We start from the raw sequence: 23,559 nt of genomic DNA on the forward strand, positions 1-23,559 counted from the left end.
CTGGGAGGTAGACCGTGTCCTTCAAATCCATCCTTGCGGCGCTGGTGCCTATTGCGGGGTTGGCTGCAATAATCTGGGTCGCCAACTGGCCCTTCAACACCCCGTGGGAGAGCAAGCTCAGTCCCAAAGAACGTCGGATTAACGCCGAGCACAACCGGCGTCATCACCGCCGTGCGGCGCGCATGGTATTGCCCATCTTTGCCATCGGGTCAGGAATTGCATCGGTGGGTCTCTTGTCAGGCCCGAAAAGTGATCCGTTCGCGGCGGTGGTCATGGGCGTCTGCTCGGTTGTGTGCGCCGGCGTGTTCGGTGCTCTGATCAAGAGGGGGCGCGGGCGGCGGCCTACTCCTCATCGAAACCACCCGCACCATCAAGCAGATGGCCCGGTTCAAGGCCCGTAAGCCCGAGCCGCCACGCCGCTCGTCGCTCCCACCGAAGCAGGTCTGCGACCATCCCCGAATGGTCAACGTGGTGATCGACGACAACCGTGAGGACCCTGCTGTCGTGATGGTGATGCTGCAGGGGCCACCGTCATGGGAGTTCCACTTCTGGATCCACCTCAGTGAGCTCGCTCGCCTACGGTCTCTCCGCAAGGCCGACTGGAACGCACGGCGCTCGGTGCAGCTCGGCGAAGACGGTGCTGGCACGCCGGTGCACTGGTCAATCATCGACGACACCCTCACAGCTCTGATCGGCCCAGACGACGAAACCTGGCACCTCGCCATCTCCATGCCCCTCGACACGCTCGACCGCCTCACGACCGAAGCTACGAACCTCCTGCCCCCGCCAGAACCACCCACGCCGTGCCCTGGCCAACTAGAGATCTTCTAGCCGGACGGTGCCAGCCAAGTCCCCAGACCGGTCTGTCACGCACGGCCCGGCGGACCAGCGGTGCCAGTTGCCGGCCGAGGGTGGTGATTCCGCCGGTAGTGCGGTGACTCGGCGGGCGAGGCCCGCCAAGGCGGCGGCGGTGGCGTGTTCCGGTTGTGCAGCTGGGTCGGGTCGATGGTGAGGGCTTGCAGCGGTTGACCAGGACAGCCGCGCTGGGCTTGGTCAACTGCGCCCGCAACCTTTCGGGGGCGGCCGGTGCTGCTTTAGGGCGCGGCGGTCATGTTCGCGCCGGCTGCCGAGGCATAGTCATCCAGGAAGCACTAGAGGGCACATCCATGGATCGGATGTGCCCTCTGACCTGGTCGGGGTGGCCGGATTCGAACCGACGACCTCTTCGTCCCGAACGAAGCGCGCTACCAAGCTGCGCCACACCCCGAGGCGTGCCGACAAATAGTAGCCCACCCGCTCCGATGGTCAAACTCGGTACCCCCGCCGCCTGGAGCAGCCAAGATCCGCGCAACTTCAGGGATCTAGTGCCCGTGCTCAGCTGGTGGAAGCAATCTGGCTGGTCAGCAGCTCGGCGAAGACTTCTTTGGGTTTCTTGTAGGCGAGGATACGGCGGGGTCGGTTGTTGAGTCGGTCGGCGATGGCGTTGAGGTGCTGGTGGTCGTTGGGGATGACGGTGCCGCGGGGGAGGTATTCGCGGATCCAGCGGTTGGTGCTCTCGTTGGTGCCGCGTTCCCAGGGGCTGTGGGGGTGGGCGAAGTAGACGTCGATGTCAGCGGCGACGCTCAGGGCGGCGTGTTCGGCCATCTCGGTGCCGCAGTCCCAGGTCAGGGTGCGGCGCAGGGCGTCGGGTAAGCCGGCGATGCCGGTGGCCACGGCGCTGGTGACGGTGGGGCTGTCTCGGCCGGACAGCGGGATCAGGATCAAGAAGCGGGAGGTGCGCTCCACCAGCGTGGCGGTGGCACTGGCGCCGTTCTTGCCGATGATCAGGTCGCCTTCCCAGTGCCCGGGTATCCGCCGGTCCTCGGCCTGGGCGGGCCGCTGATCGATGAACGTCGGGTTGGGAATCTTCGGCGCCCGCGACGCGGCCGAACGCGCCGGACGACGGTTTCTGCGGCCACTGCGTAACCGCAGGTGCTGCCGGGCCAACTCCCCGACCGGCAACGCGTACATCCACGTGTAAATCGCCTCGTGTGACACCCGCATCGCCTCGTCGTCGGGATAGTCCAACCGCAACCGCCCAGCAACCTGATCCGGCGACCAGCCCTCACCCAACAACGCCACCACCACCTCCCGCAGCCGCGCGTCCAACTCCAGCTTGCACGGCTTCGGCCGACGCCGCGCCCGCTGCGCCTGCCGCTGCGAACGCCACGCCCGATAGAACCCCCGCCCACCACCCCGGCTGATCTCCCGCGACACCACACTCGGATCCCGACCGATCACCACCGCGATCTGCTGACCCGACAACCCCTCAGCGATACCCCGCGTGATCTCTTCCCGATCCGCCACCGTCAACGGTCTACGACCCGCCACGTGCCCACCGATCTCTCAGCGATTCGCCCCGCCAAGAGGACAACGAACGACAAGATCGATTGCTACGACCAGCTGAGCACGGGGTGGCCTCGCGGCGCCCGGAGGGCACTACATCCCGGAGCTTGTCTCATCCTGTTTGGGCTGGTCGGGTGGTGTTGACAGGATGGGTGATGGAGTCGGGACCCTGGTCAGGGCGTGGTGATCTTCGTCGGTGATCAGCTGCCCTCGTGGATGTTTGACCGTGTCCGGCGTTGCGCGTGGTTCATAGCGGGGCCCTCGGTGAGGGTTGCAGGTCGTGACACACGACAACACGCCCACCGAGGGCCACGCTCTGGTCTACCAGGTCCATCTGCCCTTGTCGACGAAGTCGCTGGCCTTGATCACCCAAGCGATCCATCAGTATCGCCGCGGTGTGGGCTCACGGTGGCGCAAGCTGCCCGATGAGCAGGTCGCCCTCATCGTGCTGGCCGTACTCCGCCATGATCAACGTCCCGCCGACCTCGCCGCCGCCTACGGGGTATCGCATCACAGCGTGCGTCGCTGGGTTCGGCAGAGCATCACCACCCTCGCCGCGATGGCCCCCCGCCTCGACCGGGTCCTCACCCGCGCCGCCCACACCAACGATGAGGACCCACTGCTGTTCGACGGCACCTGCCTACCCGTGCACCGACCGGCCGGTCACGCCGAACGACGCCTGTGGTGCGGCAAACACAAAGCCCACCACCTACGCGTACTCACCCTCACCAACCACCACGGCCGGCTGCTCTGGATCTCCGCCGCCACCGGCGCCCGCACCCACGAAGCCACCCAAGCCAAACGCCTGCGCCTACCCGCCCGACTCCGCCATCACGACCTCGCCATCATCTGCGACCGCATCCACACCCGCCTCGACGACCAACCCGACAACCCCACCGTCATCACCGGACACCGCGGCAACCGCCACCACCCACTCACCCCCGCCCAACACACCGTGAACACCCTGCTCAGCCGCGAACGCGCACCCAACGAACACGCCCACGCCCACCTCAAAAACTGGCGCATCCTCACCCGACTACGCCACGGCTGGCGCCACCACGCCACCACCCTGCTACGCGCCCTACTCGTCCTCACCAACGCCGAAATCAACCGCTAACCCAACAAATGATCACCACTAAAGATCCACACCTGCCCACCAGCACCCCAACCACACCACCAAACCTGTCAACCACCCCCCACCAGCCCAAACAGGATGAGACAAGCTCCCGGAAGTTGTGCGGATCTTGAAAGGCAGACGGACGAGAAGCCAGGGTCAGCGGGGGATCAGGGTGAGGATGCTCGCCTCCGGGGGGCAGGCGAAGCGGATCGGGGCGGTCGGGTGGGTGCCGAGGCCGGCGGAGACGTGCAGCCAGGAGTCCGAGCCGGGCCACCGGTGCAGCCCGCGCGCCATCGAGCGGGGCAGGCCGCAGTTGGTCACAAGCGCCCCGTACCCGGGCACGCAGACCTGTCCGCCGTGGGTATGCCCGGCCAGCAGGAGCCCGAAGCGGTCCGCGGCCATCTGGTCGAGCACCCGCGGCTCGGGGGAGTGCGTCAGCGCGATCGACAGGTCGGCCGAGGACGAGACCGCGCCGGCCACCGACGGGTAGTCGTCCCGGCCGATGTGGGGATCGTCCACGCCGACCAGGTCGAGCTGCCGACCGCCGGCCTTGAGGGTGGTCCGGGCGTTGTTGAGGTCCGCCCAGCCGGCGCCGGTGAACACCTGGCGCAGCTCCTCGTAGGGCAGCTCGACGCCCTCGGTGTACTCCCGGTCGGGCAGGAAGTAGCTGAACGGGTTCTTCAACACCGGGCCGGTGTAGTCGTTGGAGCCGAACACGAACGCGCCCGGATAATCCAGCAGCGGCTGCAGGGCCCGCAGCACACCCGGCACCGCCCCCGGGTGCGCCATGTTGTCGCCGGTCACCACCACCAGGTCGGGGTCGAGGGCGGCCAGTGACGCCACCCAGCGCTGTTTGCGTGCCTGGTCGGGCATCATGTGCAGGTCCGACAGGTGCAGCACGCGTAGCGGCTCCGCGTCGGCCGGCAGCACCGGCACGTCGTACCGTCGCAGGGTGAACATGTTGCGCTCGATGAGCGACGCGTAGGCGAGCGTGGCCGCGCCGAGCGTGGCGGTTCCGGCGGCGAGACGGAATAGTGTGCGCTTTCGCATGGCGTTCAGGGTAGTTTGACCGTCCATGAGCACGCTGAAGGACCGCCTCACCGCTGACATGCGTTCCGCGCTCAAGGCGCGCGACGAACTGACCACCTCCACGCTGCGGATGGCCCTGGCCGCCGTGGGCACCGCCGAGGTCGCCGGCAAGGCCAAGCGCGAGCTCACCGACGACGAGGTGCTCGCTGTTCTCACCAAGGAGGCCAAGAAGCGCCGGGAGGCGGCCACCGCCTTCGCCGACGCGGGCCGCGCCGAGCAGGCCGCGAAGGAGACCGCCGAGGGCGAGGTGCTGGACCGCTACCTGCCCAGGCAGCTCTCGGAGGCCGAGCTGACCGAGTTGGTGTCGGGGGCGCTCGCCGCGGGCGGCTTCACCGGCAAGGCCCAGATGGGCCCGGCGATGAAGGCGGCCCAGGCCGCGGTGGCGGGCCAGGCCGAGGGTGGTCGGGTTGCCGCCGAGGTACGTCGCCAGCTCGGCCTCTGACCGACCGGCGAATCGGGCCAGCGCGAGCCCGCCAGCTCGGCCTCAGACAGACCGGCGAATATTGCAGCGTGGCCGGGCGCGTCGGCGCGCAGCGATAGTCGAGAACAGGCGAACGGGCGGGCACCCTCCAGGGGTGTCCGCCCGTTTCGCGTGCTTTACCTAGCGACTCAGCCGCCCGGTCGGCCGCCGCCGGGTCGACCAGGCCCGTTGCCCGGCCCGTTACCGGGTTGCCCCGGCGTGGTGGTGCCGGGTGTGGTGCCGCCACCGTTGCTGACGTCGATGGAGACCACGCCGCCCTTGATCTGGCGGTTGTTCGGGCTGGTGCCGGCGGCGGTGCCCGCCGGGCAGGTCGAGGTCACCCGCCCGTCGGAGACGATCGGCACGAAGCCAGCGCCCTTGAGCCGGGACTTGGCGGTCTCGATCGACTGGCACTTCACATCGGGGATGCTGCGCTGGTCACCCTCGGAGATCTTCTGGCCCGGAGGCTCGAAGTTGATCCGAGGCTTGCCCTTCATGGCGTCCCGCAGCGTCTCGTACACCGGCGGGTTGATGCCGTCCCGCTCCTTGTGCTTCATCTTGACGTTGGTCTGCGGCCAGTCCGGGTCGGCCATGATGCCGGCCACCGCGTACTGCTTGGTCATCGCGACCAGGGCAGCGGTCTTCTCCGAGTCGGTGGTGCCCGACTTGCCGGCCACCGGCGCGTCGACGATGCCCTTCACCACGCCGGCGGTGCGGCTGCCGCCGCACTTGCTGGTCCTGGAGTTGTCGCCGACCGGGCAGCGGGCGGCGTCGACGGCGGCCCGGGCCACGTCGGTGCTGAACCGCTTCTCGCAGCGCGGGTTGGCGATGTCCAGCTTGTTGCCCTCCGGGTCGCGGATCTCCTGCACCGGGATCGGCTCGCAGTACTTGCCGTCCGCCGCGAGGGTCGCGTACGCGTTGGCCAGGTCCAGCGGAGTGGTCTGCGAGACACCAAGGGTGAAGGCGCCCCACTGGTGCGCGGCCTCCTTCGTGCCGCTGAGTCGGAGGTCTTCCGAGGTGCGGAACTGGATGCCGGCCCGCTTGGCGGCGTCGATCACGTTCTCCGCGCCGACCTGCTGCTGGAGCGGGACGAAGTAGGTGTTGACCGACTGCGCGAAGGCGCTCCACATGTTCTGGATGCCGCCGGCCTTCATGCCGGAGTTGGTCGGGCAGTACAGGTTGGTGCCGGGGCAGGCGGCCGGGCCGGGCTGAATCTTGTACTCCGACTTGAACTGCTGCGGCGCGTTGATCGGGTAGCTGAGCGGGACACCCTTCTCCAGCGCGGCCAGGATGGTGAAGATCTTGAAGGTCGAGCCGGCCTGGTAGCCGGTGATGCCGTCGCCGCCGGTGAGCAGCGGGTTGACGGTCGCCGGGTAGTTGCCCCGGATCTTCTTCTTGCTCTTCGCGGGATCGCTGGAGATCTTGTTCTTCGGGTTCTTCGGGTCGTCGAGCTTGAACTGCCGGTTGACCGCGAGCGCCCGGACCCGGCCGGTGCCGGGCTCGACCACCGCGACCATGGCGGCTTCCTTACTGTTCTCGCTCTTGGCCTTGCGGACCGCCTTGTCCGCGCCCTTCTGCGCCTGGACGTCGATCGACGTGATGATGGTGTAGCCGCCGCTCTTCAACCGGCGCTCACGGTCGTATGACGTCGAGCCGAACGTCTCCTGCTGCATCCACCAGCGGTAGAAGTAGTCGCAGAAGAAACCCCAGCTGTTGACGTTGGCGGCGACGCAGCCGTTCGGGGTGCGCCGGTCCTTTACGACCAGCTTGGTCGCCTTGGCCGCGTCGGCCTCCTGCTGCGTGATGGCGTTGGTCTTGACCATGTTGTCGATGACGTAGTTGCGCCGGTCCAACGCGAGCGGGTAGCCGCTCTTGGTGGTCGGGTCGTTCGTCGTCGGAGCCTTGACCATGCCGGCCAGCAGCGCCGCTTCCTCGATCTTGAGCTTGCTCGGCGGCTTACCGAAGTAGACCTGGCTGGCGGCGTAGATGCCGTACGCGCCGTTGCCGAACGAGGCGAGGTTGAGGTAGCGGGTCAGGATCTCGTCCTTGGAGAACTCCTTGTCGACCTGCAGGGCCAGTCGCATCTCGCGGAGCTTGCGGGCGCTGGTGTCCTCGGTCGCGGCGACCACGTCGGCCGGGTGGGTGGCCGAGTAGGCGATGGCCAGCCGGACGTACTGCATGGTCAGCGTCGAGGCGCCCTGGCGCCCGGCGCTCTCGTTCTGGTTGTTGACGAACGCGCGGGCGACACCGTTGATGTCGACGCCGTTGTGCTTGTAGAAGTCGTGGTCCTCGGCCGCGATGATGGCCTTCTGCATGGGCTCGGAGATGTCGGCGAGCTTCACGTCGCGCCGGTTCTCGTCGTACATCGTCGCGAGCGGCGTCTTGCCGTCCGAGGCCAGCAGGTAGCTGATCTGCGGCGCGCGGGCCACCGTCAGCTCCGTGGGCAAATTACCGAAGGTCTCGGCACCGGCCTTGGCGGCCAAGCCGGACATCGCCACCGCGGGGAAGGCCGCCGCAGCGACCACCACGCCAGCCAACAGGCCACAGATGAGCAGCGATGCGGCGTTGGTCAGCACATTGTGGTCACGTTTCCGCATCCAGGTCACCTCGACAGGGTACGCGAGTAGGGAACGAGGGGCGCTGGGGCGTTCTTTCCCCATTTCCTGCGTGCGCTGCCCTCGTTGTGCTAAACGCATGACCCCCCGTACGAGGTTGCGTGTGACCTGGCGTGAGTCTCCTCCGATCGGAGGGAACGGCGCAGCGTTTTCACGGACCTCGGCGGGGTAACCGGCGGTCGAAAGCCCGGGAAGCCGGGAGTGTCCGGAATGATGGATTTCGTCGACAACGTTGCGTAATCGGTCGACTACAGAGCATGATGATGGCGGCGACAGCGCCACATGTCGTTCGTGCCGCCTTGGGGAAGGCAGGCCGAACGATCGGGGGGAATTGCCGGCTGCCGTGCAACGAGGTCGGTAGGTACTGCAAGGGGGGACGTGTACACATGGGCATGATCACTGACTGGCCGTCGCTGGCGGCGTGTCAGAACGGGGACCCGGACGCGTTGTTCGTACAGGGCGCCGAACAGAATGTGGCGAAGCGGATCTGCCGGAGTTGCCCAGTTCGGTACGAGTGCCTGGCCGACGCGCTGGACAACCGGATCGAGTTCGGTGTGTGGGGCGGCATGACCGAACGCGAACGCCGAGCGTTGCTGCGTCGTCACCCGCAGGTGACGAGCTGGCGCAAGATGTTCGAGGCGGCGATGAAGAAGAACAGCAAGGACAAGGCCGGCAAGGACAAAATCCTCGTCAGCGCGGCCAACTGACGCCCGTCACGGCCGGCTGATCGCCGCGCCGATCGTCCGTAGCCCGTCGACGTCGTGCACGTCGGCGGGCTGCGCCGTCACCGACACCGCCGGCACGCCCGGGAACGCCTCGGTGAACCGCGCGGCGACCTGCTGCTCGCGTACCGCCTGACGAGCCAGCGCGGCGTGCGCGCGAAGCACCTCGGCGGTGGCCTCGTGCCCACCCAGCTCGGTCAGCCGCTCCGCGGCGGCCCGGCTCTGCTCCGCGTCCAACTCCGGAACCGCCGGTCGGTGCACCCGGTTGAGCACCAGGCCGGCCAGCGGCATCTTCTCGTCCCGCAGCCGACCGGCGAAGTACGCGGCCTCCCGGACCGCGTCCGGCTCCGGTGCCGCGACCAGCACGAAGGCCGTCTCCCGTGCCTGGAGGATGCGGTACGTCTGCTCGGCCCGCTGCCGGAAGCCCCCGAACATCGAGTCCAGTGCGGCCACGAAGCCGGACAGGTCGGTGAGCAGTTGCGCGCCGAGAACCTTCTGCACCACCTTCGAGAACATCCCGAAGGAGGCCGTGACCAGGCTGAACATGCTCCGCCCACCGCTGCGCGCCGGTGCCAGCAGCAGTCGCAGCATCCGGCCGTCGAGGAAGCGGGAGAGCCGTGCCGGCGCGTCCAGGAAATCCAACGCCGAGCGGGACGGCGGAGTGTCCACCACGATCAGGTCCCACTCGCCCCGGGCGTGCAGCTGGCCCAGCTTCTCCATCGCCATGTATTCCTGTGTGCCGGCGAACGTCGAGCTCATGGCCTGGTAGAACGGGTTCGCGAAGATCTCCGCGGCCCTGGTCGGATCGGTGTGTTGCAGCACCACGTCGTCGAAGGTGCGCTTCATGTCCAGCATCATGGCGTGCAGCTCACCGCCGCTGGCCTCGACGTCGATCCCCTTGACCTGACGGGGTGTGTTGTCCAGCTCGGTCAGGCCCAGCGACTGGGCCAGCCGGCGGGCCGGGTCGATGGTGAGCACCACCGTCCGCCGCCCGTGGTGCTCGGCGGCCCGCAGCGCCAGCGCCGCGGCCGTGGTCGTCTTTCCCACCCCGCCGGCACCGCAGCACACGATGATCCGCACGCCCGGGTCGGCGAGGATCTGGTCGACGTCCAGCTGCGGCGCCGCGTCTTCGGAAGGCACCAATCGAGCGTATCGGGCCGGCTGGTTCCGTGCGCCTGTGCCGACATCAGGTGTGAGTCAATCGGCCCGCACGAGGGCCCGTGCCAGGGTGGTGAGTCCGGCCCGGTCGACCCCCTCGGGCAACAGCGGCAACTCGACCATCGGCAGCCCCAGCTCCACCAGTTCGGCCCGCAGCGAATCCTCCAGCTCGCGCCGGATGACCTGGTCACGTGCCTCGCCGTGCAGGCCGGCGACGATCTCCCGGTCGGCCGGCAGCCCGGCGGCGACCAGCCCACGCCTCAGCTCCGCCGGGCTGACCGCCTGGCCGGCAGGCAGCGGCGGGCGGGTGGCGTTGACGATCACCTTGCCGACCCCGAAGCCGAGGGAGGTCAGGTCGGCGATGGCGTCCACCGTCTCCTGCACCGGCATCTCCTCCAGCAGCGTGACCACGTGCACCGCGGTGATCGGGGAGCGCAGCAGCGCGGAGACCCCCTCGCTCTGGGTCTTGATCGGGCCGACCTTGGCCAGCCGGGCCGTCTCAGCCGTGACGTTGAGGAAGCGACCGATCCGCCCGGTCGGCGGTGCGTCAAGCACCACCGCGTCGTACACGCGTCGCTGCCCCGACGTGCGGGTGGTGGCCTCCTTCACCTTGCCGGTGAGCAGCACGTCCCGCAGACCCGGGGCGATCGTGGTGGCGAAGTCGATGGCGCCGAGCTTGCGCAGGGCCCGTCCCGCCGCACCCAGCTTGTAGAACATGTCGAGGTATTCGAGCAGGGCCTCCTCGGCGTCCACCGCGAGCGCCCGCACCTCACCGCCGCCCGGGGCGTCGGTGAGGTGCCGCTCCTCGTACGGCAGCGGGTCGATGCCGAAGAGTTGGGCGATGCCCTGCCGCCCCTCGACCTCCACCAGCAGGGTGCGCCGGCCGCCGGCGGCCAGCGCCATGGCAAGCGCCGCCGCCACGCTGGTCTTGCCGGTGCCACCCTTGCCGGTCACGACGTGGAGGCGGGCCGACCATCCGGTACCGGCCGGGTCGGACGGCCGCTCAGCTGCTCGCACCCGTCGAGCCTATCCAGGGTCGCGGGTCACGCGACCTCGCAGACCCACCAACCCGTCTTCTGCACCACCGTGAAGCGCAGGTCCTGGTCGGCCACCTTCTCGTCGGCGGTGGTCATGGTGACGCGGGTGGAGACCGTCGCCCGGTCCCCGGTCTGGTTGTCGACCTTGGGGGTGGTCCACTTGAAGCGCGGGTTCTGGTACTCGGCCGCGTACTTCTGCACCTCAGCCACCTTCGCGGCGATCTTGTCGTCGTCGCGGGAGGCGGCACAGACGTGGCTGGCCGCCTTGTCGGCGTTGCGATCCTTGTAGACCGCGGTGAGGAACTCGTCGACGGCGACCGCCGGCTCCTTGGCGCCCTCACCGGACTCGGCGTTGCGCAGGGTCAGGAACGCCACCACGCCGCCACCCACGCAGAGCACCATGATCACGACGAGCGCGATGGCCGCGATCAGCAGGCCACGCTTCTTCTTCGGCTCGGCGGTGCCCTGGTACGGCGGGTAGCCGGGCGGGGCTGGCGGGATCGCACCCGGCTCGGAGGTGGCCGGAGCCGGGGTCGTGCCGGCCCCGAGTGCCTGGGCCGCCGGGTCGCTCGCCGGAGCCCCGGAGTATGGGTCGCCGGCCGGAACTCCGGAGTATGGGTCGCTCGCCGGAGCCCCGGGGTGCGGGTGCGGGGCGTCGCCGGGTGCGCCGGGCTGGGTGGGAGGACCCGCCTGCGCGGGGAGCGTGGGCGGGGTGGGCTGGGCCGGAAGAGCGAGCGGGCCGGGCTGCGCGGCCGTCCCCGACTGCGCGGCGATGGCCGGCTGACCGGGAACGGCCGGTGCGTCGGGCTGCGGGGGGACGGTGGGATCGCCGGGTTGACCGGCGGGATCCGGGTGGGCCGCCGGGAGGGCGCGCGGGCCGGTCTGGTCGCCGCTGGGCGGTTGGGTCATCTCGTTCCCCCGAGGGTGCGATGCCCGGCCGCCATCCCGGGCGCCGAGCGTGATCGAGCGGGCGGCCGGGCGCTGCTCGCGACCGTCCGACGGGAAGGGTAGCGGTCGATCGCCCGGTTGGTATGGCCCATATCGCGCCGCGCGGGTCACGGATCCGGTCGACGGGACTGCCGCTTCGGACACCGCTGGCTCCCCGCATGCGATCTGTCGCATATGTGACTTTAGGGCGTTGATGTGCGCGTCCTGTTGGCGGGACTGCCCCCGCAGACCTACCTTCGTCCCGGTGCGGGGGCCGGACGCTGGATGGCCCGGCCGGAGGCGTGACCCGAGAGGTTCGACCGGAGGAAGTGCATGCGCGACGCGGACAACATCCCTCGCACCCAGTTTCCGACAAACGACCGGCTGCGCCGGCCCGGGTCGGTGGGCGAGGCAGCCGGTGGGTCGCTCGGCAACCTGCCGATCAACGAGCGGTCGTACCGCCGGGTTCCGGAGCCGCCGGAGGTGGTCCGCGAGCCGAGTCGATCCGTCGAGCGGCGGGACGACGACGAGCCGGGCTTCGTCATCCACCTGCCGATCCGAGTCCCCGACCTGGCGGCGGCGACCGCGCTGGCCGGTCGGGTCGCGGTGTCCCTGGGGTTCCTGCCGGAGCTGGACGCCGGCGAGACCACCGTGTCGGACGCCGACGACCAGAACAACCGGTACCGGGTCTTCTGCGACCTGCTGCTGCCCGACCGGTCGCGCTGCCCCCAGGGGTACGGACACGAGGGGCCCTGTGGGGAGCTGCCAGCCACGCCGGAGCAGCGTCCCGCGCCTCGCTCGGCAAGCGGACCGTAGGCTGTGCCTCGACGAAGTCCGTACCGAGAGGGAGCCTTCCAGCGATGCAGAAGTGGGAATACTCCACGGTCCCGCTGCTGGTCCACGCGACCAAGCAGATCCTCGACAACTGGGGTGAGGACGGGTGGGAGCTCGTCGCCGTGGTCCCCGGCCCGAACCCGGACCAGCTGGTGGCGTACCTGAAGCGGCCCAAGGCGTGAGCGTGAGGAGTGCAGCGCAGCGGAGCCCCGCAGTCGCGAGCAAAGGGGTGACGGCATGAGCAACGGTCCGCACGCGAAGCTCGCCGAGCTGGGCCTCGAACTGCCCGAGGTGGTGCCGCCGGTGGCCAGCTACGTGCCGGCCGTGCAGTCCGGGCAGCACGTGTACGTCTCCGGCCAGCTGCCGATCGCCGACGGCAAGCTGCTGGCGACCGGCAAGGTCGGTGCCGGGGTCTCGGCCGAGCAGGCAAAGGACCTGGCCCAGCGATGCGCGCTCAACGCGCTGGCCGCGATCGACTCGCTGGTCGGCCTGGAGAACGTGGTCAAGGTGGTCAAGGTGACCGGTTTCGTGGCCTCCGCGCCCGGCTTCACCGGCCAGCCCGGCGTGATCAACGGCGCCTCTGACCTCTTCGGCACCGTCTTCGGCGAGGCCGGCCGCCACGCCCGCAGCGCCGTAGGGGTGGCTGAGCTCCCCCTCGACGCCCCGGTAGAGGTCGAACTGATCGTCGAGGTCGCCTGACACGACCCCAGCACCCCGCGATCTTGCACTTTGCGCCCGGATCAAAGCCCTGAACAGGGACGAATCAGGGGCCGAAAGCGCAAGATCGCGGGGGGTGGCGGGCGGGGTCGTACGATCGCAGCCATGAGTGGTCACGTGACGGCGCCGGCGGCGACACTCGCCGCTGAGCTGCCAGGCTGGGTGACGCTGCTGCGTGCGCCGAATCCAGGCCCGATGACCCTCGACGGCACCAACACCTGGGTGCTGCGCGCGGCCCCGGGCGAGCCGGCAGTGGTGATCGACCCCGGGCCGGCCGACGAGGGGCACCTGGCGGCGATCGCCGCGCACGGGCCGATCGGGCTCGTGCTGATCACCCACGGCCACCCGGACCACACCGACGGCTCGGCCCGGCTCAGCGAACTGCTCGGTGGGGCACACGTCCTGGCCGCCGACCCGAGGCACACCATCGGTGGTGAGCCCCTCACCGAGCCGGCCGAGCACCTCGGCGGCTTCGGCCTCGACATTCGCCTGCTGAGCACCCCCGGGCACACCGCCGACTCGATCTGTTTCCTGGTGGAGCACGCCGACGAGCGGGTGGTGCTCACCGGCGACACCATCCTCGGCCGGGGCACCACCGTGGTGGCGCACCCGGACGGGCACCTCGGCGACTACCTGGGCAGCCTGGAGTTGCTGTCGACGTACCAGGGGATCACGGCGCTGCCCGGGCACGGCCCGGCGCTGGCCGACTGCGGCGCCGCGGCCGACTTCTACCTCGCCCACCGGCGTGCCCGGCTCGACCAGGTCCGGGCGGCGGTCGCCGCCGGCGCCCGCACGCCCGACGCCGTGGTCGCCGTGGTCTACGCGGACGTGGACCGCTCGCTCTGGTGGGCAGCCGGTTGGTCGGTCCGCGCCCAACTGGAGTACCTGGGTGTCGACACCGGGGAATCCGCACCCGGGGTCAGTGGGTTGGAGCACATGTGACCTGCCCCGTGTGCGGAACCGTCGCCGTGCCCGGCGCGCGGTTCTGCCACAACTGCGGTGCCGCGCTGCCGGCCGCCGCCACGTTGCCGGCGGCCGAGCGCCGGGTGGTCACCGTGCTCTTCGGCGACCTGTCCGAATTCACCTCCTGGTCGGAGGATCTCGACCCGGAACGCGTCGGAGCGGTCACCGACCGGGTGCTCGCCTCCCTCGCGGGAGCGGTGAAGACCTTCGGCGGGCACGTCGACAAGTTGACCGGCGACGGGATCATGGCGGTCTTCGGGGCTCCGGTGGCGCATGAGGACGACGCCGAGCGGGCCGTCCGGGCCGCACTGTCCATGCAGCGGGCCGTCCGCCGGGTGCTCGACGACGAGCGGGGTGGCGGCGCGCCGCTCGGGCTGCGGGTCGGGCTGAACACCGGCGACGTCATCGCGGGCATCCAGGCCGCCATCGAGTACACGGTCATCGGCGACACGGTGAACACCGCCGCCCGACTGGCCGACGCCGCCGCGGTCGGCGCCGTCTACGCCGGTGGTCGCACCGCCGCCGCCACCCGGCACGTCGCCTCCTGGCGGGCGCTGCGCCCGCTGCGGCTCAAGGGCAAGCGTGAGCCGGTCGAGGCGTACGAGCTGCTGGGGCTGCTGGACGCGCCGGGCACCCGGTCGGGTCTCGGCGACGAGGCGCCCTACGTGGGCCGGGAGACCGAGATCGGCCGGGTCGCCGGCCGGCTCGCCGAGGTGATCGACCAGGGTGACCCTCGGGTGCTGCTGATGACCGCCGAGGCGGGCATCGGCAAGTCCCGGTTCGCCGCCGAGGTCGAGCGCCTCGCCGCCGGATACGACGTGGGCGCCGGCCGGTACGCGGCGCACACCGGTGCCCGGGTGCTCTCGGTGCGCTGCGCCGCCTTCGGTGAGCGACGCCGGCTCGCTCCGCTGGCCGACCTGGTCCGCGCCGCCGTCGGCCTGCCCAGTGACGCGGCCACCGCGTTGACCCGGCCGGCGGTCGAGGAGCGGCTGCGCCGGCTCGGCCAGCGGCTCGCCCGGGCCGGCGCCGAGCAACCGCCGATCGTCACCGACCAACTGCTCGCTCTGCTCGGCTATGCCGAACTCCCCGCGCACGCCGGCACCGACAACGGCGAGTGGGGCAGCACGGGCACGTCGGCCGCCGACGCCGAGGCGGTGCCGAACGCGGTCGCCGACCTGCTCAGCGGGCTCGCCTCGGAGGCGCCGCTGGTGATCGTGGTGGACGACCTGCACGACGCCACCGCCGAGACGATCGGCGCTCTCGGGCTGGCCCTGTCCCGACTCACCGGCCCGGTCCTCGTGCTGCTGCTCGGCCGCCCCGAGCTGGTCCGTACCGCCGGTGCGCTGACCCGCGTCGCGGACGCCGAGGTGCACTCCCTGCCGCCGCTGCGCGGCGCCGACGCGGCCCGGCTGCTCACCAGCTACCTCGGCGGCGGAAAACTGCCGCCGGCCGACGCCGACCGGCTGCTCGCCACCGCCCAGGGCAACCCGTTCTACCTGGCCGAGCTGGTCACCCTACTTATCGAACGCGGCGCGCTCACGACTGTCGAGCCCGCTCGAGGTGCCCGGCCCGGCCTCGGCGAGCGGGATCAGGGCAACCCGGCGACCTGGCGGCTGGTGCCCGGCTCGCTTGGCAGCCGACTGCTCTCCCGTGACCTCGCGGCCGTGCTCGCCGCCCGGATCGACGCGCTGCCGCCGGGTGCCCGTTCGGTCCTGCGGGACGCCGCGGTGGTCGGTGACACCGTGCCGGACGGCGCTCTGGAGGCGCTGCGTGACCAGCGCGCCGGCCGCGACGGGCGGCCCTCGGCCGTGGTCGCGGTGGAGCTCGACCGGGCCGTGGAGGAGTTGCTGCAACGCCGGATGCTGCACCGCACCCGCACCGGCTACGCGTTCGCCACCCCGCTCATGCGGGAGGCCGCGTACGCGGGGGTGAGCAAGGCGGAGCTGGCTGATCGGCACGCCGCGCTGGCCCGTTGGGCGGCACCGGGCGGCGACGCCGGTGCGCCCACCCCCGGTGGCTTCACCGACGAGGCCCGGGACGACTTCGTCGCGACGCACGTCGAGCGGGCCGCACGGCTCGCCGACGCGGTGAAGCTGCGACCGGACGCCCCGGCCCGCGCCGTGGTCCCGCTCGGGGTCGCCGCGCTCGGCCGGGCCGCCCGCCGTTCGCTGTCCGCCGGTGAGCCGGCGCTCGCCGTGGAGTACGCCGAACGCGCCAACGATCTGGCCCGCGACGGGGTGCCGGCGATCGACCGGGTGGTGCACGCCCGGGCGCTGCTCCAGATCGGTCGGGTCGTCGACGCGCTCGCCTACGCCGAGAAGATCGCCGCGAACGCCGGCGACGAGGCCACCCGGGCCAGCGCCCTGCTGCTCACCGGGCAGGCCCAGCAGACCCTCGGTGACCAAGGCCGAGCGGTGACCGCCTGGCAGGAGGCGTTGCAGGTGGCCACGGACGGCGGGCTGCCCACGCTGCGCGCGTCCGCGATGCGTCGGCTCGGCATGGCCGACTTCGTGGGTGGGCGGTTGGGTCAGGCGAGCAGCCGGTTGGCCGCCGCGTACCAGGTCAGCCTCGGTGCGCAGGACCGCCGTGGGCAGGCCTGGTCGTTGCAGAACTTGGCCTGGGTGACCACCACCCGAGGTGACTTCGCCGGCACCGACGCGGTGCTCGGCCGGGCCGCCCGGCTGTTCGCCGAGCTGAAGGACCCGTACGGGCGGGCCTGGCTGCGGGGCACTACCGCGTTCGCCCGGCTGCTCGCCGGCCGGCTGGGGGAGGCGTGTCGGTTGGCGCAGGCGTTCCTGCCCTTCGGCGAGCGGGTCGGCGAGGCGTGGGCGGTCGGCACCTTGCGCGCGGTCGCGGCGTACGCCACGGCCGAGTTGGGTGAGCTGGCCGAGGCGGACCAGGAGGCACGCCGGGCGTACCGCGAGTTCGCTGCCGCGTCCGACGACTGGGGGCTCGGGTTCGCGCTGGTGGTCCGGGCCGTGGTGGCGCGTGGGCTGGGGGAGCCGGAACACGCGGCCGACCTGCTGACCGATGCCCTGGCGGGCGCGCAGCGCACCTCGCACCCGCTGCTCACCGGCATGGCCGGCACGTTGCGCGGCTTCGTGGCGCTGGACATGGGCGACTGGGAGACCGCCGAGCAGGCGGCGCGCGGGGTGCTCACGGCTGTCGAGCCGCACAACCCGCAGGCGCCGGCGCAGGTCGCGCCGCGGGTCCTGCTGGCCACCGCCCGACTGGCGGCCGGTGACCCGGCGACCGCGGTCGGGCTGCTCGCTCCGGTAGCGACAACCGCCGCGAACGCGCCCTCGCTGCTCTTCTCCCGTCGACAGACGATGGCCCGGTACGCGTCGGCGCTGCTCGCCCACGGTCAGCGGGAGCAGGCGCTGGACTGGGCCCGACGGGCGGTCACCGTGCCCGCCGAGGACGTGCGCAGCCAGGTGATCGCGGCCAGCGTGCTGGCGGAGGCGCTGGCCGCCTGCGGCCGACCGGCGGAGGCGTTGTCCTGCGCGGACGAGGCGGTTCGCCTGGCGTACGCCACCGAGCAGCGCAGTGAACGCGCCGACGCCGACGCCCTGCGAGCCCGGATCGCCGCCCAGGCATAGCGTTTCATCGGGTTTTGGCGGTTCTGGGGATGTGGTTTGTCGGGGGGACCGGCTAGCGTGTCACCACCGTGTGCCGGTCCACAGTGGTGACCGTCGCCGTGCCTGGGAGGCCCCTCATGAAGCTGCCGCGTTCCGTCGCGGGCTGGACCATCGCGGTCTTCGGTGTGCTGGCCCTGCTGATGGGCGCGCTCGGGCTGCTCTGGCCGGAGGCGCAGCTGCGGATGCTCGGGTTCGAGACGCCGGAGACGCGGGCTGTCGGTGACTACACCGGCACGTTCCTGCTGGCGTCCTCGATGGCGGCGTTCAACATGGGCGTTTACTACCTGCTCGCCACGGTCACCGAGTGGCGGGCGTTCTACCGCTTCACAGTGGTCTTCCGGTTGGTCACCTTCACCGTGTTCACCATCGCGGTGCTCGCCGACATCGCTCCCGACCGGTTCTTCGGCGTGGCCGCCTGGGAGGGCCTGGGCGCGTTGGCCACCGCGGTTGGCCTGCGCCTGGACGCGCGCCGGGGTGCGCCGGCGGCCACGGACACGCCGGCCGCCGTCGACGCGACCTCGACCGCCGCAGAGGTGGCGCCGGGCGACGCCGGGGAGGCTCCCGGCGCGGCCGGTGCCGCTCCGGCGGACGCGGTGCGCTGAGCCTCCGGTCGGGTTGGGTATTTTCGAGCAGTGACCGACACCCCGACCGGCGGCTTGCGGGTGCCGATCGTGCCCGGCCTGACCGATTTGCGCATTTTTGCCCGAGGCGGATATGCGACGGTCTACCGGGCCACCCAGATCTCGGTGGGGCGTGAGGTCGCCGTCAAGGTAGAGAACCGCACGCTGGACAGCGAGCGGGACCAGGCCCGCTTTCTGCGCGAGGCGCGGGCGGCCGGGCGGATGTCGTCCCACCCGCACGTGGTGGACCTCTTCGATGTCGGGGTCACCGTCGACCAGCACCCCTACCTGATCATGGAACTCTGCGACGGGTCGTACGCCGAGCGGATGCGTACCTCGCCGCTCGGCCCGGTGGAGACCCGCGATCTCGGCATCAAGATCGCTGACGCGTTGGCCCACTCGCACGCGGCCGGGGTGCTGCACCGGGACGTGAAGCCCGCGAACATCCTCTACTCGCACTTCAACTCGGCGGTGCTCGCCGACTTCGGGCTGGCCGTGCTCGCGGAGCACCGCGACCCCTCGGTCACCCTGGAGGTGCTCACCCCGGCGTACGCGCCACCGGAGATGTTCAGCCACAGCCCGCCGTCGCCGGCCGTCGACGTGTACGCGCTCTGCGCCACCCTCTACGCGGTGATGAACGGCCGTCCGCCACGCTGGCAGTCCGAGCGCAACCCCAGCCTGGTCACCGTGCTGGAGATGTTCAACCAGCAGGTCCCGGGCCTGCCCGGCGTGCCGGACGAGTTGATCGAGGTGCTGCGCGCCGGCATGGCCAACGATCCGGCCGAGCGGCCCTCCGCCCTCGAACTGCACGACCTGCTCACCAGCCTGCCGTTCGGCTCGCCGCCGACGCCGGTCAGTGGCGCCCCGATCAGCGGCGCGCCGAGCAGCGGTGGCCCGTACGTCGCCGGCCAGCCGGCACCCCGGCCCCCGGTCGAGGACGCCCATCCGACCGCCCCCGACGCTCGGCGCTGGCGGCGACGCTGGTTCCTCGGCGGCGCAGGGGTGCTCGCGCTCGCCGCCTCAGCGACCGCCGGGGCCTGGGTCGCCAGCAGTGGGCCGCCGCCCGGCCCGTCTCCCTGGGTCAGTCAGGTCGGGGCGCCACCGACCGGCCCACTGCCCGGCTGCTCAACCGGCGCCGGCGCGCCAACAGCCCTGCCCAGCGGTGCCCGGTGCCTGCCCGAGTTGGAGTGCTTCGGGCCGATGCGGATCCGCGGCAACCGTGCCGAGGCGGTCCGGGTCCCCTGCGACGCCCGGCACACCTGGGAGACGTACGCCGAGGGCATCCTGCCGGTGTCGCTCGTCGGCGCAGCCTACGACGAGGTGGCCTCCGCCGCGCCGGTCCGGCAGGTGTGTGGCACGACGACGTTCCGCGTGACCACCGGCATCAGCGACCCGGTCGGTTGGCACCTGGAGGTGCTGCCGCCGGTGGACGGCAGTGTCGACCGGTCCTACCGGTGCCTGGCCGGGCGGGGCGTCGACGCGCTCACCGGCCCGACCCTCACCGGTCGCTGAGGCTGCCGGGCGTCCCACGCCGGTCACGCACCGCACGCAGGGCGGCCCGGCTGTCCAGGGCGTCGAGAGTGTCGGCGTCGATCCCGTACGGCATCAACTCCGGCGGCCCGGCAGCGATCCGGTCCGTCGGCTCCGGCCCGTCGTCCTGCCGGGCGGCGGACACCGCCACGCCGGTGACCATGGTCAGCAGCACGAAGAGCAGCGCGAGAACCACGCCGAGAAGGTCCTGACGGCGCCACACGACCAACAGGACCAGGAGCGTGAGTGCTCCCAGGGCGGCGACCGCCGCCACCATCCGCGGGTCGGGCCTGACCAGTCGATTCACCCCTCAAGCATGCCGTGACCTGGCCGGCTGTCAACCGGAGAGACGACTCGCCGCGTAAATCGGCCCGGATCGACCGGTTGGTCCGACATGGCCGATCCAGTTCGACACGCATTGGACTCGGTTCGTCACCCTCCGTGTTTCCCGGGCGGCTCAACCCCTCCAGCTCTAGTAGGACTTGTCCTGGCCCAGGACGTGCTGGGCCACGAAGTTGAGGATCATCTCGCGGCTGACCGGGGCGATCCGACCCGCCCGGACGGCGCCGAGCAGGGTCGCGATCCCGTACTCGGTGGTCATGCCGGCCCCACCGAGAGCCTGGACGGCGGTGTCCACGGCGAGCGCGGCGGCCTCCCCGGCGGCGTACTTGGCCATGTTGCCGGAAACGCCCGCCTCCAGGTCGCGGCCGGCGTCGTACAGGGTGGCCGCCTTCTGGATCATCAGGCGGGCCAGCTCCACCTGCACCGCCGCGTGCGCCAGCGGGTGCGCGACGCCCTGGTGGGAGCCGATGGTCCGGCCACCCCAGACCTTGCGGGTGGCGGTGTAGTCGGTGGCCCGCTCGATGGCGTACCGGCCGGTGCCGGCACCCATCGCGGCCACCGTGATCCGCTCCGGGTTGAGCCCGGCGAAGAGTGCCGGCAGGCCGGAGTCCAACGATCCGCCGAGCAGCGCGTCGGCGGGCAGTCGCACGTCGTCCAGGTAGAGCAGGAACTGGTTCTCCGGCGACAGGATCTCCATGTCCAGTTTGGAGCGGGTCAGCCCGGCCGCGTCGGTCGGCACGAGGAACAGCGCCGGCTTCAGCTTGCCGGTGGACGAGTCTTCGGTGCGAGCCACCACCAGGACGTGGTCCGCCTCGTCCACGCCGGAGATGTAGCACTTGCGGCCGGAGAGCAGCCAGTCGTCGCCGTCGCGGCGGGCCACCGTGCCGAGCCGGTGGAAGTTGGAGCCGGCCTCCGGCTCGGTGATCGCGAAGACGATCTTCTGGGAGCCGTCGGCGAGGCCGGGCAGGTGCCGCTTGCGCTGCTCCTCGGTGCCGTGCCGGTTGATCACCGTGGCCGCGATGGCGGGGGACACCACCAGCAGCAGCAGCGGGCAACCGGCCGCCGCCAGCTCCTCGCAGACGATGGCCAGCTCGGTGATGCCGCCGCCCCCGCCGCCGTACTCGGTGGGGATGTTGACGCCCAGGTAGCCGAGTTGGCCCGCCTCGGCCCACAGCTCGGTGGTGTGCTCGCCGGACTTGGCCTTCTCGACGAAGTAGCTGTGGCCGTACCGGCGGCCCAACGCCCGCACGGCGTCGCGCAACTGGTCCTGCTCGGGGGTGAGGTCGAAGGTCATCGGGGGTCCTCCTCGGGGTTCGACGGCGCAGGGTCTGGGGTGGATGCGCCGTCGATGACGGCCAGCACGGCGCCGGTACGCACCTGACCGCCAGCGGGAACCGGCAGTTCGGCGACGACGCCGTCGGTGGGGGCGAGCACGGGGTGTTCCAGCTTCATCGCTTCCAGCGTGAGCAGCAGGTCGCCGGCCGCGACCCGCTGACCGACCTCGACGTGCACCCGGGTCACCGCGCCGGGCAGCGGCGCGAGCAGCGACCCGGCGGCTAGCTCCGCGGTGGGCAGCGGGAAACGCGGCAGCTCGACCAGGCTCGCCGCCCCGTCCGGGCCGTCCACGAAGACCTCCGACCCCACCCGGTGTACGCGCACAGCCCGCCGAACCCCGTCGACGTCCAGGACCACCCGGTCGGGGGTGGCCTCGACCAACTCCACCGTGGGCGGTGCCCCGGCAGCGCGGTCGTCGTCGTCGGCGGGGTCGTCGGTGTCGCGTGCGGCGGACCACTCTGCGAGCCGGCCGGAGCGGTCCAGCCGGTACCGGACCTCGATCTCGCCGTCCGGGCCGGCGAAGCGGGTGACCTGCGGGACGGCCGGCACGTTGCGCCAGCCCGACGGCAGCCCGGTCAGTACCTTCGCGTCCGCGCGACGGCCGGCGGCCGACGCCAGCGCTGCGGCCAGCGCGGCCACCGGAAGGCGGTCGGCGGGAAGCAGCGGGGCGAACACCTCCGGGTGCCGGTCCAGGAAGCCGGTGTCGATCTCCACCGCACCGAACTCGGGGCTGCGCAGCACGCGGACCAGCAGATCCCGGTTCGTCGCCACCCCGTGCAACTCGGCCCGGGCCAGCGCGCCCGCGAGAGCGCGAGCCGCCTCGGCGCGGGTGGGCGCCCAGGCGACCAGCTTCGCCAGCATGGAGTCGTAGTGGACGCCGACCACCGAGCCGTCCACGACGCCCGAGTCCAGCCGCAGGCCCGCCCGCTGAAGGTCGCCGAACTCGCGGTCCACCCCGGGGACGGCGAAGCGGTGCAGGACTCCGGTGGCCGGGCGGAAACTCTGGGCCGGGTCCTCCGCGCACAGCCGCACCTCGATCGCGCAGCCGTCGGCGGCCGGGTGCTGCGCCAGCTCAGGCAGGGCCGCGCCCTCGGCGACCAGCAGTTGCAGCCGGACCAGGTCCAACCCGCCCACGGCGGTCAGCTCGGTCACCGGGTGCTCCACCTGGAGCCGGGTGTTCATCTCCAGGAAGTAGATCGCCCCGTCGGGCGCCAGCAGGAACTCGACCGTGCCCGCGCCCACGTAGTCGACCGCTCGGCCCGCCGCCACCGCCGCCTCGTGCAGGCGCTCCCGCACGTCCGCCGGGATGACGCCGGGCGCCTCCTCAATGATCTTCTGGTGTCGGCGCTGGATCGAGCACTCCCGCACACCCAGCGCGTTCACCGTGCCGTGGGTGTCGCCGAAGATCTGCACCTCGACGTGCCGGCCACGCTCGACGTACCGCTCGATGAAGACCGTGCCGTCGCCGAACGCCGCAGCCGCCTCGCGGCGCGCGGACGCCACGGCCTCGGCCAACTCCCCGGCTTCCCGGACGATCCGCATGCCCCGGCCGCCGCCACCGGCGGACGCCTTCACCAGCACCGGGAAGTCGGTGACCGCTTCGGTGTCGGTCCAGCTCGGCAGCATCGGCACGCCCGCCTCGGCGAGCAGCGACTTCGCCGCCAGCTTGTCGCCCATCGCCGCGATCACCTTGGCCGGTGGGCCGACCCAGGTCAGCCCGGCGTCGGTCACCGCCGCGGCGAATTCGGCGTTCTCGGCCAGGAACCCGTAGCCCGGGTGGACGGCGTCCGCGCCGCTGCGCCGGGCCGCGTCCAGGATCAGGTCCACCCGCAGGTACGTCTCGGCCGGCGTGTCACCCGGCAGCCGGACCGCCTGGTCGGCTTCCGCGACGAACGGCGCGTCGGAGTCGGCGTCCGAGTGCACGGCGACCGTCTCCACGCCGAGCGCCCGGCAGGTCGCGAAGACCCGGCGGGCGATCTCCCCCCGGTTGGCGACGAGCAATCGGTTGATCATGTTGGCTGAGCCTGCCTCTCGTTCGCCACTGCGGGGTTGCGGTTCGCTGCGTTCCTC

The 23,559-nt window shown here is 71.4% G+C and carries 20 protein-coding genes, 1 tRNA gene and 1 pseudogene; 12 read left to right on the forward strand and 10 right to left on the reverse strand.

Features of this window, described 5'->3' with window-relative positions; translation table 11 throughout:
* Positions 1-14: 14 nt before the first annotated feature.
* Together ABZ808_RS22465 and ABZ808_RS22470 are read left to right on the forward strand one after the other, a co-directional pair.
* Positions 15-401 (forward strand): hypothetical protein, encoded by a 387-nt coding sequence (locus ABZ808_RS22465; RefSeq protein ID WP_357009731.1) that lies wholly within the window; start codon positions 15-17, stop codon positions 399-401.
* Entirely contained in the window at positions 379-831 is a 453-nt protein-coding gene (locus tag ABZ808_RS22470; RefSeq protein WP_357009733.1) for a hypothetical protein, read from the forward strand. Before ABZ808_RS22465 ends, ABZ808_RS22470 begins: the two co-directional genes overlap by 23 nt.
* 359 nt (positions 832-1,190) lie before the next feature.
* On the opposite strand, the gene ABZ808_RS22475 is transcribed toward ABZ808_RS22470, so the two are convergent.
* Together ABZ808_RS22475 and ABZ808_RS22480 are read right to left on the reverse strand one after the other, a co-directional pair.
* Positions 1,191-1,267: transfer RNA gene (locus ABZ808_RS22475), tRNA-Pro, on the reverse strand.
* 107 nt (positions 1,268-1,374) lie between these two features.
* Entirely contained in the window at positions 1,375-2,346 is a 972-nt protein-coding gene (locus ABZ808_RS22480) for an IS30 family transposase (protein ID WP_357009735.1), read from the reverse strand.
* A 319-nt stretch (positions 2,347-2,665) separates the two neighbouring features.
* Here ABZ808_RS22480 and ABZ808_RS22485 point away from each other — a divergent pair, with 319 nt between their 5' ends.
* Positions 2,666-3,502 carry a transposase family protein gene (locus ABZ808_RS22485; protein ID WP_357009737.1) on the forward strand — a complete coding sequence of 279 codons (837 nt, stop codon included), beginning with the start codon at positions 2,666-2,668 and terminating at the stop codon, positions 3,500-3,502.
* A 156-nt stretch (positions 3,503-3,658) separates the two neighbouring features.
* Here ABZ808_RS22485 and ABZ808_RS22490 read toward each other — a convergent pair whose 3' ends face one another.
* Positions 3,659-4,552 carry a metallophosphoesterase gene (locus tag ABZ808_RS22490; RefSeq protein ID WP_357009739.1) on the reverse strand — a complete coding sequence of 298 codons (894 nt, stop codon included), beginning with the start codon at positions 4,550-4,552 and terminating at the stop codon, positions 3,659-3,661.
* A 25-nt stretch (positions 4,553-4,577) separates the two neighbouring features.
* Here ABZ808_RS22490 and ABZ808_RS22495 point away from each other — a divergent pair, with 25 nt between their 5' ends.
* Positions 4,578-5,033, forward strand: a complete 456-nt coding sequence (locus tag ABZ808_RS22495; protein WP_357009741.1) for a GatB/YqeY domain-containing protein — start codon at positions 4,578-4,580, stop codon at positions 5,031-5,033.
* 167 nt (positions 5,034-5,200) lie between these two features.
* On the opposite strand, the gene ABZ808_RS22500 is transcribed toward ABZ808_RS22495, so the two are convergent.
* Positions 5,201-7,648, reverse strand: coding sequence for a transglycosylase domain-containing protein (locus tag ABZ808_RS22500; RefSeq protein ID WP_357009743.1), 2,448 nt, complete (start codon positions 7,646-7,648; stop codon positions 5,201-5,203).
* Between the two features lie 404 nt (positions 7,649-8,052).
* On the opposite strand from ABZ808_RS22500, the gene ABZ808_RS22505 reads away from it, so the two are divergent.
* Positions 8,053-8,373 (forward strand): WhiB family transcriptional regulator, encoded by a 321-nt coding sequence (locus ABZ808_RS22505; protein ID WP_030328078.1) that lies wholly within the window; start codon positions 8,053-8,055, stop codon positions 8,371-8,373.
* A gap of 6 nt (positions 8,374-8,379) precedes the next feature.
* Here ABZ808_RS22505 and ABZ808_RS22510 read toward each other — a convergent pair whose 3' ends face one another.
* From ABZ808_RS22510 to ABZ808_RS22520, 3 genes and pseudogenes are all read right to left on the reverse strand, one after another.
* Positions 8,380-9,531 (reverse strand): ArsA-related P-loop ATPase, encoded by a 1,152-nt coding sequence (locus tag ABZ808_RS22510; protein ID WP_357009746.1) that lies wholly within the window; start codon positions 9,529-9,531, stop codon positions 8,380-8,382.
* A gap of 54 nt (positions 9,532-9,585) precedes the next feature.
* A complete protein-coding gene (locus ABZ808_RS22515) occupies positions 9,586-10,563 on the reverse strand; it encodes an ArsA-related P-loop ATPase (protein ID WP_357009749.1) in 978 nt (325 codons plus the stop codon).
* 26 nt (positions 10,564-10,589) lie between these two features.
* Positions 10,590-11,207, reverse strand: a pseudogene (locus ABZ808_RS22520) (hypothetical protein); the annotation flags it as partial.
* Positions 11,208-11,843: 636 nt separating this feature from the next.
* Between ABZ808_RS22520 and ABZ808_RS22525 the strand changes: the two are divergent.
* The 7 genes from ABZ808_RS22525 (at position 11,844) to ABZ808_RS22555 (ending at position 19,794) form a co-directional block, all read left to right on the forward strand.
* A complete protein-coding gene (locus ABZ808_RS22525) occupies positions 11,844-12,326 on the forward strand; it encodes a hypothetical protein (RefSeq protein ID WP_357009752.1) in 483 nt (160 codons plus the stop codon).
* 44 nt (positions 12,327-12,370) lie between these two features.
* Positions 12,371-12,526: a DUF4177 domain-containing protein gene (locus ABZ808_RS22530; RefSeq protein ID WP_007466198.1), complete on the forward strand. Its 156-nt coding sequence runs from the start codon at positions 12,371-12,373 to the stop codon at positions 12,524-12,526.
* A 55-nt stretch (positions 12,527-12,581) separates the two neighbouring features.
* A complete protein-coding gene (locus ABZ808_RS22535) occupies positions 12,582-13,043 on the forward strand; it encodes a RidA family protein (protein WP_357009754.1) in 462 nt (153 codons plus the stop codon).
* A 123-nt stretch (positions 13,044-13,166) separates the two neighbouring features.
* Positions 13,167-14,003, forward strand: coding sequence for an MBL fold metallo-hydrolase (locus tag ABZ808_RS22540; RefSeq protein WP_357009757.1), 837 nt, complete (start codon positions 13,167-13,169; stop codon positions 14,001-14,003).
* Positions 14,000-17,623: an adenylate/guanylate cyclase domain-containing protein gene (locus tag ABZ808_RS22545; protein WP_357009760.1), complete on the forward strand. Its 3,624-nt coding sequence runs from the start codon at positions 14,000-14,002 to the stop codon at positions 17,621-17,623. Before ABZ808_RS22540 ends, ABZ808_RS22545 begins: the two co-directional genes overlap by 4 nt.
* A gap of 116 nt (positions 17,624-17,739) precedes the next feature.
* A complete protein-coding gene (locus tag ABZ808_RS22550; protein ID WP_357009762.1) occupies positions 17,740-18,264 on the forward strand; it encodes a hypothetical protein in 525 nt (174 codons plus the stop codon).
* Between the two features lie 30 nt (positions 18,265-18,294).
* The gene (locus tag ABZ808_RS22555) at positions 18,295-19,794 is read left to right on the forward strand and encodes a protein kinase (RefSeq protein ID WP_357009765.1); all 1,500 of its coding nucleotides are present in this window, start codon (positions 18,295-18,297) and stop codon (positions 19,792-19,794) included.
* On the opposite strand, the gene ABZ808_RS22560 is transcribed toward ABZ808_RS22555, so the two are convergent.
* The 3 genes from ABZ808_RS22560 to ABZ808_RS22570 all read right to left on the reverse strand — a co-directional run bounded on the left by ABZ808_RS22560 (position 19,781) and on the right by ABZ808_RS22570 (position 23,502).
* Entirely contained in the window at positions 19,781-20,119 is a 339-nt protein-coding gene (locus tag ABZ808_RS22560; protein ID WP_357009767.1) for a hypothetical protein, read from the reverse strand. The two genes, ABZ808_RS22555 and ABZ808_RS22560, sit on opposite strands and share 14 nt — an antisense overlap.
* 165 nt (positions 20,120-20,284) lie before the next feature.
* On the reverse strand, positions 20,285-21,448 hold the full coding sequence (locus ABZ808_RS22565) for an acyl-CoA dehydrogenase (RefSeq protein ID WP_357009769.1): 1,164 nt from the start codon (positions 21,446-21,448) through the stop codon (positions 20,285-20,287).
* Complete coding sequence (locus ABZ808_RS22570; protein WP_357009771.1) at positions 21,445-23,502, reverse strand: biotin carboxylase N-terminal domain-containing protein; 2,058 nt, start codon at positions 23,500-23,502, stop codon at positions 21,445-21,447. Before ABZ808_RS22570 ends, ABZ808_RS22565 begins: the two co-directional genes overlap by 4 nt.
* Positions 23,503-23,559: the final 57 nt, after the last annotated feature.

Source organism: Micromonospora sp. NPDC047527 (assembly GCF_040643015.1).
Taxonomy (GTDB): domain Bacteria; phylum Actinomycetota; class Actinomycetes; order Mycobacteriales; family Micromonosporaceae; genus Micromonospora.

What these genes read in the sequence shown, in the direction of transcription:
- ABZ808_RS22470 (WP_357009733.1), top strand. Translation starts at nt 379, where the DNA reads ATGGCCCGGTTCAAGGCCCGTAAGCCCGAGCCGCCACGCCGCTCGTCG.
- ABZ808_RS22490 (WP_357009739.1), bottom strand. Translation starts at nt 4,552, where the DNA reads ATGCGAAAGCGCACACTATTCCGTCTCGCCGCCGGAACCGCCACGCTC.
- ABZ808_RS22495 (WP_357009741.1), top strand. Translation starts at nt 4,578, where the DNA reads ATGAGCACGCTGAAGGACCGCCTCACCGCTGACATGCGTTCCGCGCTC.
- ABZ808_RS22500 (WP_357009743.1), bottom strand. Translation starts at nt 7,648, where the DNA reads ATGCGGAAACGTGACCACAATGTGCTGACCAACGCCGCATCGCTGCTC.
- ABZ808_RS22505 (WP_030328078.1), top strand. Translation starts at nt 8,053, where the DNA reads ATGGGCATGATCACTGACTGGCCGTCGCTGGCGGCGTGTCAGAACGGG.
- ABZ808_RS22525 (WP_357009752.1), top strand. Translation starts at nt 11,844, where the DNA reads ATGCGCGACGCGGACAACATCCCTCGCACCCAGTTTCCGACAAACGAC.
- ABZ808_RS22530 (WP_007466198.1), top strand. Translation starts at nt 12,371, where the DNA reads ATGCAGAAGTGGGAATACTCCACGGTCCCGCTGCTGGTCCACGCGACC.
- ABZ808_RS22535 (WP_357009754.1), top strand. Translation starts at nt 12,582, where the DNA reads ATGAGCAACGGTCCGCACGCGAAGCTCGCCGAGCTGGGCCTCGAACTG.
- ABZ808_RS22540 (WP_357009757.1), top strand. Translation starts at nt 13,167, where the DNA reads ATGAGTGGTCACGTGACGGCGCCGGCGGCGACACTCGCCGCTGAGCTG.
- ABZ808_RS22550 (WP_357009762.1), top strand. Translation starts at nt 17,740, where the DNA reads ATGAAGCTGCCGCGTTCCGTCGCGGGCTGGACCATCGCGGTCTTCGGT.
- ABZ808_RS22565 (WP_357009769.1), bottom strand. Translation starts at nt 21,448, where the DNA reads ATGACCTTCGACCTCACCCCCGAGCAGGACCAGTTGCGCGACGCCGTG.
- ABZ808_RS22570 (WP_357009771.1), bottom strand. Translation starts at nt 23,502, where the DNA reads ATGATCAACCGATTGCTCGTCGCCAACCGGGGGGAGATCGCCCGCCGG.